The 15,746-nt window shown below is 62.7% G+C and carries 13 protein-coding genes; 7 read left to right on the top strand and 6 right to left on the bottom strand.

What is annotated here, in order from left to right:
- Positions 1-81 precede the first annotated feature (81 nt).
- On the top strand, positions 82-1,086 hold the full coding sequence (locus M5B96_RS25760) for a DUF4917 family protein (protein ID WP_248799941.1): 1,005 nt from the start codon (positions 82-84) through the stop codon (positions 1,084-1,086).
- 35 nt (positions 1,087-1,121) lie between these two features.
- Entirely contained in the window at positions 1,122-2,078 is a 957-nt protein-coding gene (locus M5B96_RS25755) for a FecR family protein (protein WP_248799801.1), read from the top strand.
- 25 nt (positions 2,079-2,103) lie between these two features.
- Here the strand turns inward: M5B96_RS25755 and M5B96_RS25750 are convergent, their stop codons facing one another.
- Both M5B96_RS25750 and M5B96_RS25745 read right to left on the bottom strand, forming a co-directional pair.
- On the bottom strand, positions 2,104-2,409 hold the full coding sequence (locus tag M5B96_RS25750) for a ribbon-helix-helix domain-containing protein (RefSeq protein ID WP_248799800.1): 306 nt from the start codon (positions 2,407-2,409) through the stop codon (positions 2,104-2,106).
- A 14-nt stretch (positions 2,410-2,423) separates the two neighbouring features.
- A complete protein-coding gene (locus M5B96_RS25745) occupies positions 2,424-3,005 on the bottom strand; it encodes a DJ-1/PfpI family protein (RefSeq protein WP_248799799.1) in 582 nt (193 codons plus the stop codon).
- A gap of 208 nt (positions 3,006-3,213) precedes the next feature.
- On the opposite strand from M5B96_RS25745, the gene M5B96_RS25740 reads away from it, so the two are divergent.
- Positions 3,214-4,125 (top strand): DMT family transporter, encoded by a 912-nt coding sequence (locus M5B96_RS25740; RefSeq protein WP_248799798.1) that lies wholly within the window; start codon positions 3,214-3,216, stop codon positions 4,123-4,125.
- On the opposite strand, the gene M5B96_RS25735 is transcribed toward M5B96_RS25740, so the two are convergent.
- The 4 genes from M5B96_RS25735 to M5B96_RS25720 form a co-directional block, all read right to left on the bottom strand.
- The gene (locus M5B96_RS25735) at positions 4,113-5,330 is read right to left on the bottom strand and encodes a class I SAM-dependent methyltransferase (protein WP_248799797.1); all 1,218 of its coding nucleotides are present in this window, start codon (positions 5,328-5,330) and stop codon (positions 4,113-4,115) included. The two genes, M5B96_RS25740 and M5B96_RS25735, sit on opposite strands and share 13 nt — an antisense overlap.
- Positions 5,331-5,455: 125 nt before the next feature.
- Positions 5,456-6,073, bottom strand: coding sequence for a TPM domain-containing protein (locus M5B96_RS25730; RefSeq protein WP_248799796.1), 618 nt, complete (start codon positions 6,071-6,073; stop codon positions 5,456-5,458).
- Positions 6,074-6,105: 32 nt separating this feature from the next.
- A complete protein-coding gene (locus M5B96_RS25725; RefSeq protein ID WP_248799795.1) occupies positions 6,106-6,816 on the bottom strand; it encodes a TPM domain-containing protein in 711 nt (236 codons plus the stop codon).
- Between the two features lie 67 nt (positions 6,817-6,883).
- Entirely contained in the window at positions 6,884-7,495 is a 612-nt protein-coding gene (locus tag M5B96_RS25720; RefSeq protein WP_248799794.1) for a LemA family protein, read from the bottom strand.
- A gap of 243 nt (positions 7,496-7,738) precedes the next feature.
- On the opposite strand from M5B96_RS25720, the gene bglX reads away from it, so the two are divergent.
- The 4 genes from bglX to M5B96_RS25700 all read left to right on the top strand — a co-directional run bounded on the left by bglX (position 7,739) and on the right by M5B96_RS25700 (position 15,146).
- Positions 7,739-10,030, top strand: coding sequence for a beta-glucosidase BglX (bglX, locus tag M5B96_RS25715; RefSeq protein ID WP_248799793.1), 2,292 nt, complete (start codon positions 7,739-7,741; stop codon positions 10,028-10,030).
- 308 nt (positions 10,031-10,338) lie between these two features.
- The gene (locus M5B96_RS25710) at positions 10,339-12,102 is read left to right on the top strand and encodes an ATP-binding protein (protein ID WP_248799792.1); all 1,764 of its coding nucleotides are present in this window, start codon (positions 10,339-10,341) and stop codon (positions 12,100-12,102) included.
- Positions 12,099-13,430 carry a sigma-54-dependent transcriptional regulator gene (locus M5B96_RS25705; RefSeq protein ID WP_248799791.1) on the top strand — a complete coding sequence of 444 codons (1,332 nt, stop codon included), beginning with the start codon at positions 12,099-12,101 and terminating at the stop codon, positions 13,428-13,430. The genes M5B96_RS25710 and M5B96_RS25705 overlap by 4 nt, the downstream gene beginning before the upstream one ends.
- A 393-nt stretch (positions 13,431-13,823) precedes the next feature.
- Positions 13,824-15,146: an MFS transporter gene (locus tag M5B96_RS25700; protein WP_248799790.1), complete on the top strand. Its 1,323-nt coding sequence runs from the start codon at positions 13,824-13,826 to the stop codon at positions 15,144-15,146.
- Positions 15,147-15,746: the final 600 nt, after the last annotated feature.

Raw genomic sequence — 15,746 nt, 5'->3', positions numbered from 1 at the left:
AATGAGGGAATGACTCCGTGGAGCCCGTGTTAAAGTTAGCTGCTGATCCTCCCTAGATTTGGCAACCGACGAATGGCGACGATGGAATTCCAGGCATTTGATACGACGTTGGAAGACTGGAGCGCCTTGCGTGCCGAAATTCCCTGCAGCGGTCTGTTGATCGGTAACGGCGCAAGCCGGGCGATGTGGCAGGCGTTTGCCTATGAGTCGCTGTTCGAACTGGCCCAGACCACCCGCAACCGTCCGCTGGGGCTGAGCGAGCTGGCGGTATTCAAGGCCCTGGAAACCAGCAACTTCGAACAGGTGCTCAGCGCCCTGAAGAGCACCATCCGGGTCAATGCGGCGCTGACCATCAGCTCGTCGTCGCCGCGCAATCGCTACTTCGCGATCAAGGAAGCGCTGATCCATGCGATACGCTCGGTGCATATTCCCTGGAAGCTCGTACAAGCCGAGAGCCTGGCACGGATCAATGCCGAGTTGAGTCGCTACCGCACGCTCTACTCGACCAATTACGACCTGCTCGCCTACTGGGCGATCATGCAGGCGCCCGAGGCGTTCGACGACCTGTTCCGCACTGACGACGCGACCTTCGACCTGGGCGACACCGACAGCCGTGGTACCCGCGTCCTCTACCTGCACGGCGGCCTGCACCTGGTGAAACACCTCGACGGCAGTACACGCAAGCTGACCTCGTCGGAAAGCACCCTGTTGGGCAGTTTCGCGATCAATACCCTGGGCGATGTGCCGTTGTTCGTCAGCGAGGGGAATGCGCAGGACAAGCTCAAGGCGATCCGACATTCGGACTACCTGTCGTACTGCTACGGGCAGTTGGCCGGGCACCAGGGGGCCCTGTGTATCTTCGGCCACAACCTGGGCGAGCAGGACCGGCATATCGTCCAGGCCCTGCTGGATGCGCGGATCAAGACCCTGGCGATTTCGATCTACCCGCGCAGCCAGGCGTTTATCCAGCATCAGAAGCGTCACTTCAGCCAGTTGTTCGAGGGCCGGGAAGTGACGCTACGGTTTTTCGATGCCAAGAGCCATCCACTGGGTGATCCGCAACTACAGGTCCATCCCGAGGCCTGAGATACTTGCCCGATGAACAGCAGGAAGCAGCCAGAATGAGTCGCGTCATCGACATCACACTCGATGGAAACAGCATCGATGCCCAGGCCGCGAGCTGGTTCGCCCGTCACCGCGACGCTCCCGAACAGCCATTGGACAAGGCGTTCGAAGCGTGGCGCGCAACGCCGGAGCACGCCAAGGCCTATGCCGAGTTCGAAGCACTGTGGGCAGACCTGGCGCAACTGCGCCAACTGAATCAGCCGGTGTTGCCGGCAGTGCGGCGCAAGAGCCTCTGGCGACCGGCCCTGACCATCGCGGCGGCGTTACTGTTCGCCCTGCCGAGCGTCAATGTTGGCGCGCCAAACACCCCGTACCGGCATCAGGTCGCCGCCCATGCCCAAGGCACCCGCATCCTGAAACTGCCGGACGGCAGCACCCTGTATATCAACGCCAATACCCGGCTGCGCATCAACTTCCGCGCCCAGCAGCGGGACATCTACCTGGATCAAGGCCAGCTCTACCTGGAAGTGGCCGTCGACCAGGAGCGCCCGCTCTGGGTGCATGCCGGCAACGCCCGGGTGCGGGCGCTGGGCAGCGCTTTCGATGTGCGCCGCGGCCAGCGCCAACTGGTGGTCAGCGTCGCCCACGGCCAAGTGGCCTTCGAGCCCGAAGGCGATCCCAGTAGCGCCATCCTGCTCGAATCACGACAACGGGCCATATTCGACTACACCAAGGGCACGCAGCAGCAGCTCCTGGGCAGCGAGGAAATCGCCGAGTGGCGCAGCGGCCACCTGACCTTTCGCAATCGCGAACTGGCCAGCCTGGTCGACGAACTGAACCTGTACCGCAGCAAACCGGTGCAACTGGCGGACGGCCCGCTGGCGCACTTGAAGGTCTCCGCCAGCCTCGATGTGAGCGACCCGGACGCCCTGCTCACTGCCCTGCCCGCCCTGATCCCGGTGAAAACCGTGACCCTGGAGGACGGCCAGGTCAGGCTCGAAAGCCGCAAATAGCCGTCCGCCGGGATCGCGTCATGTATCAACCGGCATTCGAACGGACCACGCTGAGCTCCGTTACCTGGGCCCGACGCTGGCTCAGGTAGCGGGTGCAACTGACCCGCAGGAAAGAGGCAAAATTCAGCACCTCCCCGCGAAAGTCCATCACTTCTTCGTAGAGCCGGGTGATCAGTTGGTTGGTGCTCATGCCGTCGGCCTCGGCGATCTCGGCGAGGATGTCCCAGAACTGGTTTTCCAGGCGCAAGGTAGTCACCACGCCACGGATGCGCAGCGAACGGGAACGCGATTCGTAGAGAATCGGATCAGCCTTGACGTAGAGCTCACACATGACCCACTTCTCCCTTACAAAGTGATCCTGGTCCCCAGCAAGCCGAGGAACGCGGCCAGCCAGCTCGGGTGCGCCGGCCAGGCCGGGGCGGTGGCAAGGTTGCCCTGGACGTGGGCCTGGGTCACTTCGATATCAATATAACGACCACCGGCCAAGCGCACTTCCGGGGCACAGGCCGGGTAGGCGCTGCACTCGCGACCGTCGAGCACGCCCGCCGCCGCCAGCAACTGCGCGCCATGACAAACGGCGGCAATCGGCTTGCCGGCCGCGTCGAACGCCCGTACCAATTGCAGGACCTTGTCGTTCAAGCGCAGGTATTCCGGCGCGCGGCCACCGGGAATCAGCAGCGCATCGTAGTCGGCGGCATCGACCTTGGCGAAATCGAAGTTCAGGGCGAACAGATGCCCCGGCTTTTCACTATAAGTCTGGTCGCCCTCGAAGTCATGGATGGCGGTGCGGACGGTCTGGCCGGCGTTTTTGTCCGGGCACACCGCATGCACCTGGTGACCGACCATCAGCAGGGCCTGGAACGGCACCATCACCTCGTAGTCTTCGACGTAATCGCCAACCAGCATCAGAATCTTTTTCGCGGCCATGGGCTGAACTCCTCTGGATAAATGCCTGGGCAGACAAGAGTAGTCAAGGTAGACCCTTTGCACGCAGGCGGGTAATCGCCGGCTACTACGCAGGCCGCCGCCCCACGACCAACTGTACGGACAACTCTCTACCCAGCTGTAAGGGCGAGCCGTCGGGACTTTATGGCTAGATGACAGCCCCCGTTTCCCTGATGACTGGCCAACGTTTATGTCCTCCCGTGAAAACACCGGCATGCTGCTCGGCCTGCTGGGTGTGGTGATCTTCAGCCTGACCCTGCCCTTCACCCGCATCGTGGTGCAGGAAATCCATCCGCTGCTCAACGGCCTCGGTCGCGCCCTGGTCGCGGCCATCCCGGCGGCGGCGCTGCTGCTGTGGCGCCGGGAAAAGTGGCCGAGCTGGAACCAGGTCAAGGGCCTGTCACTGGTAATCCTCGGGGTCATCCTCGGCTTTCCGGTGCTCTCGGCCTGGGCCATGCAGACCCTGCCGGCCTCCCACGGAGCCCTGGTCAATGGCCTGCAACCCCTGTGCGTGGCGCTGTACGCGGCCTGGTTGTCCCACGAGCGGCCATCCAGGGCCTTCTGGGCCTGTGCGGCGCTGGGCAGTGCGCTGGTGCTGGGTTATGCACTGATCAGCGGTGCCGGGAGCATCCAGCCCGGCGACCTGTTGATGATCGGCGCCATTGCCGTCGGCGGCCTGGGCTATGCCGAGGGCGGACGCCTGGCCCGGGAGATGGGCGGCTGGCAGGTGATCTGCTGGGCGCTGGTACTGTCGGTGCCGGTGTTGATCGGCCCGGTGCTGTACCTGGCCTGGCAACACCAGGGCGCGATTTCCACGCGGACCTGGTGGGCCTTCGGTTATGTGGCGATGTTCTCGCAGTTTCTCGGCTTTTTTGCCTGGTACGCCGGGCTCGCCCTGGGCGGTATCGCCCGGGTCAGCCAGATCCAGTTGCTGCAGATTTTCTTCACCATTGCCTTTTCGGCGCTGTTTTTCGGCGAGCACGTCGAACCGATCACCTGGCTGTTTGCCGCTGGCGTGATCGTCACCGTGATGCTCGGGCGCAAGACCAGCGTCCGCCCGGCGCAACCGGGCGGCCTTCCGCCGGGGGTTCAGCTCAAGTAGCCGTCGGCCCGCAGCAGGCTTTCCAGGCAGTGTTCCTGGATGTGATAGAACGCCTTCAATTCCTCGATCTTCACCAACAATGGCGCCGGGGCCACTGGCTCGGCGCGCTTGACCGCGAGGATCATCTTGTTCTTGTTGGTGTGTTCCAGGGAAATGAACTCGAAGACCTTGGTCTCGTAGCCACAAGCCTCCAGGAACAGTGCGCGCAGGCTGTCGGTGACCATCTCCGCCTGCTGCCCCAGGTGCAGGCCGTATTGCAACATCGGCTTGAGCAACGCCGGGCTCTGGATCTGCAAGCGGATCTGCTTGTGGCAGCACGGCGAGCACATGATGATCGCCGCGCCGGAACGGATACCGGTGTGGATCGCATAGTCGGTGGCGATGTCGCAGGCATGCAGGGCGATCATCACTTCCAGCTCGCTCGGCGCCACGCTGCGCACATCGCCGCATTTGAACACCAGCCCCGGATGTTCCAGGCGTGCCGCCGCCGCGTTGCACAGGTTGACCATGTCCTCGCGCAACTCGACTCCGGTCACCTGTCCTTCGACCTGCAAGGTATTGCGCAGGTAATCGTGGATGGCAAAGGTCAGGTAGCCCTTGCCCGAACCGAAGTCGGCGACCCGCACCGGCTGCTCGAGCTTGATCGGCGACTGGCTCAGGGCGTGGGAAAACACTTCGATGAACTTGTTGATCTGCTTCCACTTGCGCGACATCGCCGGAATCAGCTCGTGCTGCGGGTTGGTCACCCCCAGGTCGGCGAGAAACGGTCGGCTGAGCTCCAGGTAGCGGTTCTTCTCGCGATTGTGCTCGGCGGACGGCACTTCCCGCGCCTGCTGGGCCTTGCCCTTGAACAGCGTGCTCTTGCCCTTCTTGCTGTACTCCAGCTGCACTTCGTCGGTGAGCGACAGCAGGTGGGCATTCTTGAAGGACGCCGGCAGCAGCCCGGCGATGAGCGCCTGGCCTTCGGCAAGGGCGAAGTTCTTGGTGATATCACGGGTCTTGTAGCGATAGACAAAGGACAGGCACGCCTGCTCCTTGACCGTCACCTGCTTGATGATCAGCCGCTGCAGGTCCGCTTCGGCACCGACGTACTTGGCCAGCACCAGCTTGATAAAGGCATTCTGGCTCAGGCTGGTGTCCAGCAGGTCGAGAAATTGTCCGTGATGGTCCGGCGCGGGCTGGGCGGGAGTAGCAGTAGCTGACATGGAAAAAGCGCCTCGGGCGTGCGGGATCTGGATAAGGGGAATGCCGGGTATTTTAGGCGGGATGGGACGCCAGGGCACGGGCTTATTTCGTCATTCTTCCGGATACCGCGCCCGAACCACGGGCCTCAGCCCAACAGCACCAAGCGGTTGGGCAACTGGTTGCGCGCCTGGGTCACCGGCACATGGACCTTGAGCAGTTCGCCGCAGGACTCGATGCAGCTGAGAAAGCCCTGCAAGGTCTGCCCTTGCTTGACCCGCTCGGTGAAGGCCTTGACGATGGGTTCCCAGGCGCTGTTGTCGAGCCGCCGGGAAATACCCTTGTCCACGAGGATTTCGACATAGCGCTCGGCCTCGCAGACAAAGATCAGCACACCGGTACTGTCGACGGTGTGGTGCAGGCTTTGTTCGAGAAACTGCCGCCGCGCCAGGCCCGACGCCCGCCAGTGCCGCACCGAACGCGGAATCAGCCGGCTGGTGACCGAGGGGATGCGGAACACCAGGCACAGCACGATAAAACTGCTCCATTGCACCGCCAGCAGGCTGTGGCTGTTCAGCCAGCCAAAGGCAAAGTTGATGATTCCCGGCACCAGCAGCGCCAGCAGGCTGGCCCACAGCAGCGGGATATAGGCGTAGTCGTCGGCACGTCGCGCCAGCACGGTCACCAGTTCCGCATCGGTCTGCTGCTCGACCCGGGTAATCGCTTCGGCAACCTGCCGTTGTTCGTACTCATTCAGTAAGGCCATGGTTGTGCATGCTCGCTAATAATTATTGTGGATTACCAACTGCCCGATGATCCGCCGCCACCGAAACTGCCGCCGCCACCACTGAAGCCGCCGCCGGAGCGTCCGCCACCACTGCTACCGAAGCCTCCCGAACCACCGCCCCTGGGCCCGAAGCCCATCAGTTGCATGATCGCGCAGATCAACACGAAGAGCACCATGAGGAAGCCGATCAATACCGGGTGCCGCGAACCGAAATCCCCTTCGGGTTCGGTTTTCTCCGCCAGCGGGCTGCCGAGTACCTTGAGCATGGCGTCGACGCCGGAACTGATGCCGCTGGAAACATGGTCGCGCTTGAACTGCGGCACGATCAGCTGGTTGATGATCAAGGACGACTGGGCATCGGTCAGGCGATCTTCCAGGCCATAACCCACTTCAATCCGCACCTTGCGCTCATCCCGGGCGACGATCAGCAGCGCACCGGTATTCTTGCCCTTCTGGCCGATCCCCCAGTGACGCCCCAACTGATAGCCATAATCCTCGATGGTGGTGCCTTGCAGGTTCGCCACGGTGACCACCACGATCTGCTCGCCGGTGGCCTTTTCATGGGCCAGCAATTGCTGGTTCAAGGCCTCGCGCACCGGTGCGTCGATCATCTGGGCGCTGTCCACCACCCGCCCGCTCAGTTCGGGAAACTGCAAGTCGGCCCTGGCCACCAGCGCCAACGCGCAGAGCAACAGCAACAGGGCGCTTTTGAAAATACGCATGCCTACCTCGTTCGTGATGAAGCAGGGTCGGGCGTTGCCAGGTGCACGCGCGGCAACGCCGATCGGGTTACTGGAACTTCACCTGCGGCGCTTTCTCGGCGTCCTGGGCGGTCGCTTCGAACGTCGGGCGCAACGGCAGGTTGCTGTACATCAGGCTATGCCAGAGACGGCCGGGAAAGGTACGAATCTCGGTGTTGTACTTTTCCACGCTGAGGATGAAGTCACGCCGCGCCACGCTGATGCGGTTTTCCGTGCCTTCAAGCTGGGACTGCAGGGCCAGGAAGTTCTGGTTCGACTTCAGGTCCGGGTAACGCTCCGAAACCACCATCAAGCGACTGAGCGCACCGGTCAGTTGGCCCTGGGCCTCCTGGTATTGCTTGAGCTTCTCGGGATTGTCCAGGGTGCTGGCATCGACCTGGATCGAAGTGGCCTTGGCCCGCGCCTCGACCACCGCGGTCAGGGTTTCCTGCTCCTGCCTGGCATAACCCTTGACCGTTTCCACCAGGTTCGGGATCAGGTCCGCGCGGCGCTGGTACTGGTTCTGCACCTGGGCCCAGTTGGCCTTTACCTGCTCATCATAGGTGGGAATATTGTTGATGCCGCAGCCGGCCAGCAACGTCGCCAGCAATGCCAGTACGGCGAATCTGCAACTCGAACGGAAGCCCTGTTGTGCCTGCATGCTCGAAAACTCCTTGAAACGTTGAAAAGGGAAAAATCCCAGGATTTTTCTCACCCGGGACTGGGGCATAATCCGCCACCGCCACTGGAATGTGTGAAGCCAATCAGCTAAAAGATGCCCAGCGCGAAAAACAGTTCATAAGTGTGCTGGATTATTAGCACAACAATAGTCGCTCCCTATAACTAAACAGCCCGGCCAGTGCACAACGCTTGGTCGCCGGACCGGGCCCCGAGATAATCATTCATGAAGAAACTGTGTTTGCTGGGCCTCGCTATTGGCCTGGCCAGTCTCCCGGTAGCGGCTGAGACAAAGCCCGCGCCCCTGGAAAACAAGGACGCTTTCATCGCCCAGTTGATGAAGCAGATGACCCTCGAGGAAAAGATCGGCCAATTGCGTCTGATCAGTATCGGCCCGGAAATGCCCCGGGAACTGATCCGCAAGGAAATCGCCGCCGGTAACATCGGCGGCACCTTCAACTCCATCACCCGTCCGGAAAACCGTCCGATGCAGGACGCGGCCATGCGCAGCCGGCTGAAGATCCCGATGTTCTTCGCCTATGACGTGATCCACGGCCACCGGACCATTTTCCCCATCAGCCTGGCCCTGGCGTCCAGCTGGGACATGGACGCCATCGGGCGTTCCGGGCGCATCGCCGCCCAGGAAGCCAGCGCCGACAGCCTCGACATCACCTTCGCGCCCATGGTCGACATTTCCCGCGACCCGCGTTGGGGCCGGACTTCCGAAGGCTTCGGCGAGGACACCTACCTGGTCTCGCGCATCGCCAAGGTGATGGTCCACGCCTACCAGGGCAAGAGCCCGGGCGAAGCGGACAGCATCATGGCCAGCGTCAAGCACTTCGCCCTCTACGGCGCGGTGGAAGGCGGGCGCGACTACAACGTGGTCGACATGAGCCCGGTGAAAATGTACCAGACCTACCTGCCGCCCTATCGCGCCGCTCTCGACGCCGGCGCGGGCGGGGTGATGGTCGCGCTGAACTCGATCAACGGCATACCCGCGACCTCCAACACCTGGCTGATGCAGGACCTGCTGCGCAAGGACTGGGGCTTCAAGGGCCTGGCGGTGAGCGACCACGGGGCGATTTTCGAGCTGCTCAAGCATGGCGTCGCCAAGGACGGTCGCGAAGCGGCCAAGCTGGCGATCAAGGCTGGCATCGACATGAGCATGAACGACTCGCTCTATGGCAAGGAACTGCCGGGGCTGATCAAGTCCGGCGAAGTGCCGCAAAGCGACCTCGACAACGCCGTGCGTGAAGTACTCGGCGCCAAGTACGACATGGGCCTGTTCAAGGACCCGTACCTGCGTATCGGCAAGGCCGAGGACGATCCGGCCGACACCAACGCCGAAAGCCGCCTGCACCGGGCCGATGCCCGGGATGTGGCGCGCCGCAGCCTGGTCCTGCTGAAAAACCAGGGCCAGACCCTGCCGCTGAAAAAGTCGGCGAAGATCGCCCTGGTCGGCCCGTTGGCCAAGGCTCCGATCGACATGATGGGCAGTTGGGCCGCCGCCGGTATGCCGGCGCAATCGGTCACCCTGTTCGACGGCATGAACAAGGCGCTCGGCGAGCCGGGCCACCTGATCTACGCCCGTGGCGCCAATATCACCGAAGACAAGAAGCTCCTCGACTACCTGAACTTCCTCAATTTCGACGCCCCGGAAGTGGTCAACGACCCACGGCCGACGGCTGAACTGATCGCCGAAGCGGTCAAGGCCGCAAAACAGGCCGACGTGGTCGTGGCGGCGGTCGGCGAATCGCGGGGCATGTCCCACGAATCGTCGAGCCGCACCGACCTGAACATCCCGGCCAACCAGCAGGAACTGATCAAGGCTCTCAAGGCCACCGGCAAGCCCCTGGTGCTGGTGCTGATGAACGGTCGTCCGCTGACCATCGGCCATGAGCAGGAACAGGCCGATGCCGTGCTGGAAACCTGGTTCAGCGGTACCGAAGGCGGCAACGCCATCGCCGATGTACTGTTCGGTGACTACAACCCGTCCGGCAAGCTGCCGATCACCTTCCCGCGCTCGGTCGGCCAGGTGCCGATGTACTACAACCACCTGACCATCGGCCGGCCTTTCACACCGGGCAAGCCGGGCAACTACACCTCGCAATACTTCGACGAGGAAAACACCCCGCTGTACCCCTTCGGTTATGGCCTGAGCTACACCGATTTCAGCCTGAGCAACATGGCGCTGTCTTCGACCACCTTGAACAAGAGCGGCAAGCTCGATGCCAGCATCACGGTCAAGAACACCGGCAAGCGTGATGGCGAGACCGTGGTGCAGTTGTATATCCAGGACGTCGCCGGTTCCATGATCCGCCCGGTCAAGGAACTGAAGAACTTCCAGAAGGTGATGCTCAAGGCGGGCGAGCAGAAGGTCATTCACTTCAACATCGACGAGGACGACCTGAAGTTCTACAACACCCAGCTCAAGTACGCCGCGGAGCCGGGCAAGTTCAATGTGCAGATCGGCCTGGACTCCCAGGATGTGACGCAGCAGAGCTTCGAGTTGTTGTAAGCCTGGTGCCGGCCCCCTTGTGGCGAGGCGGCCGGCACTGTTGTCGTTCACTTAAGGTAATTTGAAGCCGAGCGCGGTTTTGTGGCGAGCGGGCTTGTCGGCACGCCGCACCGCCGCGCTCGACTGCGAAGCAGTCGTAAAACCGGCCACCTCGCCCTACCGGATACACCACGATCGCTGGTTTTAGGGCCGCTTCGCGCCCCAGCGCGGGCAAGCCCGCTCGCCACAAAGGCCACCGTTGTCAGCCGAGGCAACGCGGCAACCGACATGCTATCTTTCCCGCCCCTCCCCAGCCTGTCGTTGCCTGTATGTCGCCCATCCCTCGTCCCCTGCGCCTGGCGTTCCACACCCTGCTGATTGTCGCGGGTACCGTCCTGGCCGCCGGCTGGGCCGTGCAGCGCGCCGAACGACAGGCCCTGGTCGACGACGCCTCGCGCGGCAAGACCCAACTGACGCTCTACGCCAATGCCCTGCATACCCTGATCGAACGCTATCGCGCGCTACCCGCCGTGCTCGCCCTCGATCCGCAATTGCGCGCGGCCCTGGCCGGCCCCATCGACGCGGCCCAACAGGACGCCCTGAACCGCAAACTGGAACGGATCAACGGCGCGGCACGCTCCTCCACTTTGCAACTGCTGGATCGCAACGGCCTGTCGGTGGCCGCGAGCAACTGGAGCCTGCCCAGCAGCTACGTCGGTCACAACTATGGGTTTCGCCCCTACTTCAACCAGACCCGCCTCGAGGGCAGCGGGCATTTCTATGCCGTCGGCGTGACCAGCGGTATTCCCGGCTACTTTCTCGCCAGCGCGGTGACCGGCGACAACGGCGAATTCCTCGGCGCGATGGTGGTGAAGCTGGAGTTTCCGGAACTGGAGCGCGAATGGAGCAAGGGCAACGACACACTGCTGGTCAGCGATGCCCGCGACATCGTGTTTATCGCCAACCAACCCGGCTGGCGTTATCGCCTGCTGCGCCCGCTGCGTGACACCGATCGCAGCGAAATCGGCAGCACCCGGCAATATGACAAGCAATCCCTGAGTCCCCTCGAATACCGGCCCTTGCGGATGTTCGGCGACAACAGCTACCTGACCCGGGTCGATGGCCCGGACGGCAGCGCCGACTACCTCTGGGAATCGCTGGCACTGCCCCCGGAAGACTGGACCCTGCACCTGCTGCGCAAACCGCAGATGGCCGCCGAGGAACAGCGCAACGCCGCCCTCGCCGGTGCAGGCCTGTGGCTGACGCTGGTGTTCCTGCTGCTGTTCCTCAGCCAACGCTGGCGCCTGGCGCGCTTGCGCCAACGCAGTCGCGAAGAGCTGGAACGCCTGGTGGAGGAGCGCACCCGCGATCTGCGCACCGCCCAGGACGGCCTGGTGCAGTCGGCCAAGCTGGCGGCGCTGGGGCAGATGTCCGCCGCCCTGGCCCATGAAATCAACCAGCCGCTGACCGCCCAGCGCATGCAATTGGCGACCTTGCGCCTGCTGCTCGATCACGGCCGGATCGACGACGCCTACCAGGCGCTCGCGCCGCTGGAGCAGATGCTGACGCGCATGGCGGCCCTCACCGGGCATTTGAAGACCTACGCCCGACAAAGCCCCAGTGGCCTGCGCGAACCTCTCGACCTGGCCGGCGTGGTCGACCAGGCGTTGCAGCTGCTGGAGCCGCGCCTGCGCGAAGACGCGGTCAGCACCGTGCTGCACCTGACCCGTCCGGCCTGGGTCCGCGGCGATGCGATTCGCCTGGAGCAGGTGTTGATCAACCTGTTGCGCAATGCCCTGGATGCCATGCACGACAAGCCGCTCAAACGCCTGGAGATCCGTATCGAAGCACGCCCACCGGTATGGCTGCTGAGCGTGGGTGACAGCGGCGGAGGCATTGCCGAAGAACACCTGGGCAAGGTCTTCGACCCGTTCTTCACCACCAAGCCGGTGGGTGAAGGCCTCGGCCTGGGCCTGGCGGTGTCCTACGCCATCGTCCATGAACTGGACGGCCGCCTGAGCGTCGACAATCGTCAGGGCGGTGCCCACTTCAGCCTGACACTGCCAATTGCCCCGGAGATGGACATTCGATGAACGCCGTGATCGTGGTCGACGACGAAGCCAGCATCCGCACGGCCGTCGAGCAATGGCTGAGCCTGTCGGGCTTCCAGGTGCAGACCTTCAGCCGTGCCGAGGAGTGCCTGGCGCAACTGCCAGGGGATTTTCCCGGGGTGATCCTCAGCGACGTGCGCATGCCCGGCATGGGCGGCCTGGAGTTGCTGGCACGCTTGCAAGCGCATGACCGTGATCTGCCGGTGATCCTGCTGACCGGTCACGGCGATGTGCCCATGGCGGTGGAAGCCATGCGCGATGGCGCCTACGACTTCCTCGAGAAACCCTTCAGCCCGCAGACCCTGCTCGCCAGCCTCGCCCGGGCCATGGAGAAACGTCGCCTGGTGCTGGAAAACCGCCAGTTGCATGAGCAGGCCGACCATCGCTCCCGGCTCGAACGCAGCCTGCTGGGGGTTTCCCGCAGTCTGCAAACCCTGCGTCGGCAGGTACTGGAGCTGGCGGCGCTGCCGGTCAATGTGCTGATCCGCGGCGAAACCGGCAGCGGCAAGGAGTTGGTCGCCCGTTGCCTGCATGATTTCGGACCGCGGGCCGCCAAGCCGTTTGTCGCCCTCAACTGCGCGGCGATTCCCGAGGCGTTGTTTGAAGCCGAGTTGTTCGGCCATGAAAGCGGCGCCTTCACCGGAGCCCAGGGCAAGCGTATCGGCAAGCTGGAATACGCCGATGGCGGCACACTGTTTCTCGACGAAATCGAAAGCATGCCGCTGGCCCAGCAGGTGAAACTGCTGCGGGTGCTGCAGGAGCAGAAGCTGGAGCGGCTGGGTTCGAACCAGAGCATCGCGGTGGACCTGCGTATTGTCGCGGCGACCAAGCCCGACCTGCTGGACGAGGCCCGGGCCGGACGTTTTCGCGAGGACCTGGCCTACCGGCTGACGGTGGCGCAGTTGCGCCTGCCGCCATTGCGCGAGCGCCGCGAAGATATCCCGTTGCTGTTCGAGCACTTCGCCCACAGCGCGGCCGAGCGAATGGGGCGGAGCTCAACGCCGTTGGGCGGACCGCAGCTGAGCCGCCTGCTGAGCCATGACTGGCCGGGCAATGTCCGAGAGCTGGCGAATGCCGCCGAACGCTCGGTACTCGGCCTCGGTGAGCCGGAACCTGACGCCATCGATCCGGGCCAATCCCTGGCGGCGCAGCAGGAGGCCTTTGAAGCGCAATGCCTGCGTTCGGCCCTGACCCGGCACAAGGGCGATGTCAAAGCGGTACTCGAAGAGCTGCAACTGCCGCGTCGCACCTTCAATGAAAAAATGCAGCGCCATGGCCTGGCGCGCGAAATGTTCCTCAAGGACGACTGACTGCCCCTTGTGAAGAACGGGCTTGCCCTAATGCCAGTCAGCTAAGAGCGATTTAAGCCTGGCCGAAATTTGTGGCGAGCGGGCTTGCCCGCGCTCGGCTGCGAAGCAGCCGTAAAAACAGACACCTCGTTCTACCTGATACACCGCAACCACCGGTCTCAGGGCCGCTTCGCGCCCCAGCGCGGGCAAGCCCGCTCGCCACAATCACAATAGAGCGGGTTCGCATCGGCAATTTTCCGCTTACCGATTTATCGTACATGAGCGGTTTTCCGCCTATCAAATCCCGCAATCCCCTCTAAACCGCGCCCTCAGTCGTTGGCACAGCTCCTGCTATAGCCCTGGCAGGCTGCGCTTGCGCGCGCTCCACAAAAACAATGACTTGAAGGTTCCCTGATGGATAACTCCGCTACCCTGCCCCTGGGGTCGGCCGCCGTGCCGGCCAAAGAAAGAACCACCTCCAGCCGTCTGAAATCGATCTTCAGCGGCTCGGTCGGCAACATGGTCGAGTGGTACGACTGGTACGTCTACGCCGCGTTCTCACTGTACTTCGCCAAGGTCTTCTTCCCCAAGGGCGACACCACCGCCCAACTCCTCAACACCGCCGCGATCTTCGCCGTGGGCTTCCTGATGCGCCCGATCGGCGGCTGGCTCATGGGCCTGTATGCCGACCGCAAGGGGCGCAAGGCCGCGTTGATGGCCTCGGTCCTGCTGATGTGCTTCGGCTCCCTGATCATCGCCCTGACCCCGGGCTATGAAACCATCGGCGTCGGCGCGCCGATCCTGCTGGTGGTCGCCCGCCTGATGCAAGGCCTGTCGGTCGGTGGTGAATACGGCACCTCGGCCACCTACCTCAGCGAGATGGCGACCAAGGAACGTCGCGGCTTCTTCTCCAGCTTCCAGTACGTGACCCTGATTTCCGGCCAGCTCATCGCCCTGGCGGTGTTGATCGTGCTGCAACAGAGCCTCACTACCGAACAGCTGCAAGCCTGGGGCTGGCGGATTCCGTTTGCCATCGGCGCCCTGTGTGCCGTGGTCGCGCTCTACCTGCGTCGCGGCATGGAAGAAACCGAGTCCTTCACCAAAAAGAAGGAAAAGCCGAAAGAAAGCCTGATGCGCACCCTGATGCGGCATCCCAAGGAACTGATGACCGTGGTCGGCCTGACCATGGGCGGCACCCTGGCGTTCTACACCTACACCACCTACATGCAGAAATACCTGGTGAACACGGTCGGCATGAGCATCTCCGACTCCACCACCATTTCGGCGGCGACGCTGTTCCTTTTCATGTGCCTGCAACCGCTGGTCGGCGCGCTGTCGGACAAGATCGGCCGGCGGCCGATCCTGATTGCCTTCGGCATTCTCGGCACCTTGTTCACCGTGCCGATCCTCAGCACCCTGCACACCATCCAGACCTGGTGGGGCGCGTTCTTCCTGATCATGGCGGCGCTGATCATCGTCAGCGGCTACACCTCGATCAACGCGGTGGTGAAGGCCGAACTGTTCCCGACTGAAATCCGTGCGCTGGGCGTCGGCCTGCCGTATGCCCTGACCGTGTCGATCTTCGGCGGTACCGCGGAATACATTGCGCTGTGGTTCAAAAGCGTCGGCATGGAAACCGGCTACTACTGGTACGTGACGGCCTGCATCGCCTGTTCGTTGCTGGTGTACGTGACCATGAAGGACACCCGCAAGCATTCGCGGATCGAGGCCGACTGAGTAGCTTCAACGCAGCGCCCTTGTAGGAGCCGGCTTGCCGGCGATGAGGCCCTTGAGCCTTGTAGCGTCGATACGGACGCTATCGCCGGCAAGCCGGCTCCCCCAAGGTTCGACGATGTTTTCAAGCCTGCATTCACCTCTCTTGCCCCACGCCTTTACCGGGCGCTCCCGACGCACTTGCGCGCAATTGCAAAAGAATTATCGGCATTAATGGCCAGTTAATTTCCAAGCGACATTCTGATCCTACGTAGATCGACCTGGCTCCGGCCCCTTGGCATCACATTGAATGCCGACCTTTTTTGGTGACATACATATCGATTTATACGATTGATTTAAGCATTTATTTGCGCTTTTTAATCAAATTAACAAGCGTAAAATCACTTCCACACCCACTGAACAAAACGCACACCTTCAGGAGCAACCACCATGAAAAGCAAACTGATCCTCGCGCTGGCCCTCTCGGTAATGGCTGCCAACACCTTCGCTGCCGATGGCTATGACAAAACTCCAGGCGGCGCCTATACCGTGGCTGCCGATGGTTACGACAAGACCCCAGGTGCCAACGCCGTTGCTGCCGACGGCTACGACAAGACCCCAGGT

The organism is Pseudomonas sp. MWU13-2105, assembly GCF_023242315.1.
GTDB lineage: Bacteria > Pseudomonadota > Gammaproteobacteria > Pseudomonadales > Pseudomonadaceae > Aquipseudomonas.
This window is presented reverse-complemented; position numbering and strand designations above follow the sequence as displayed.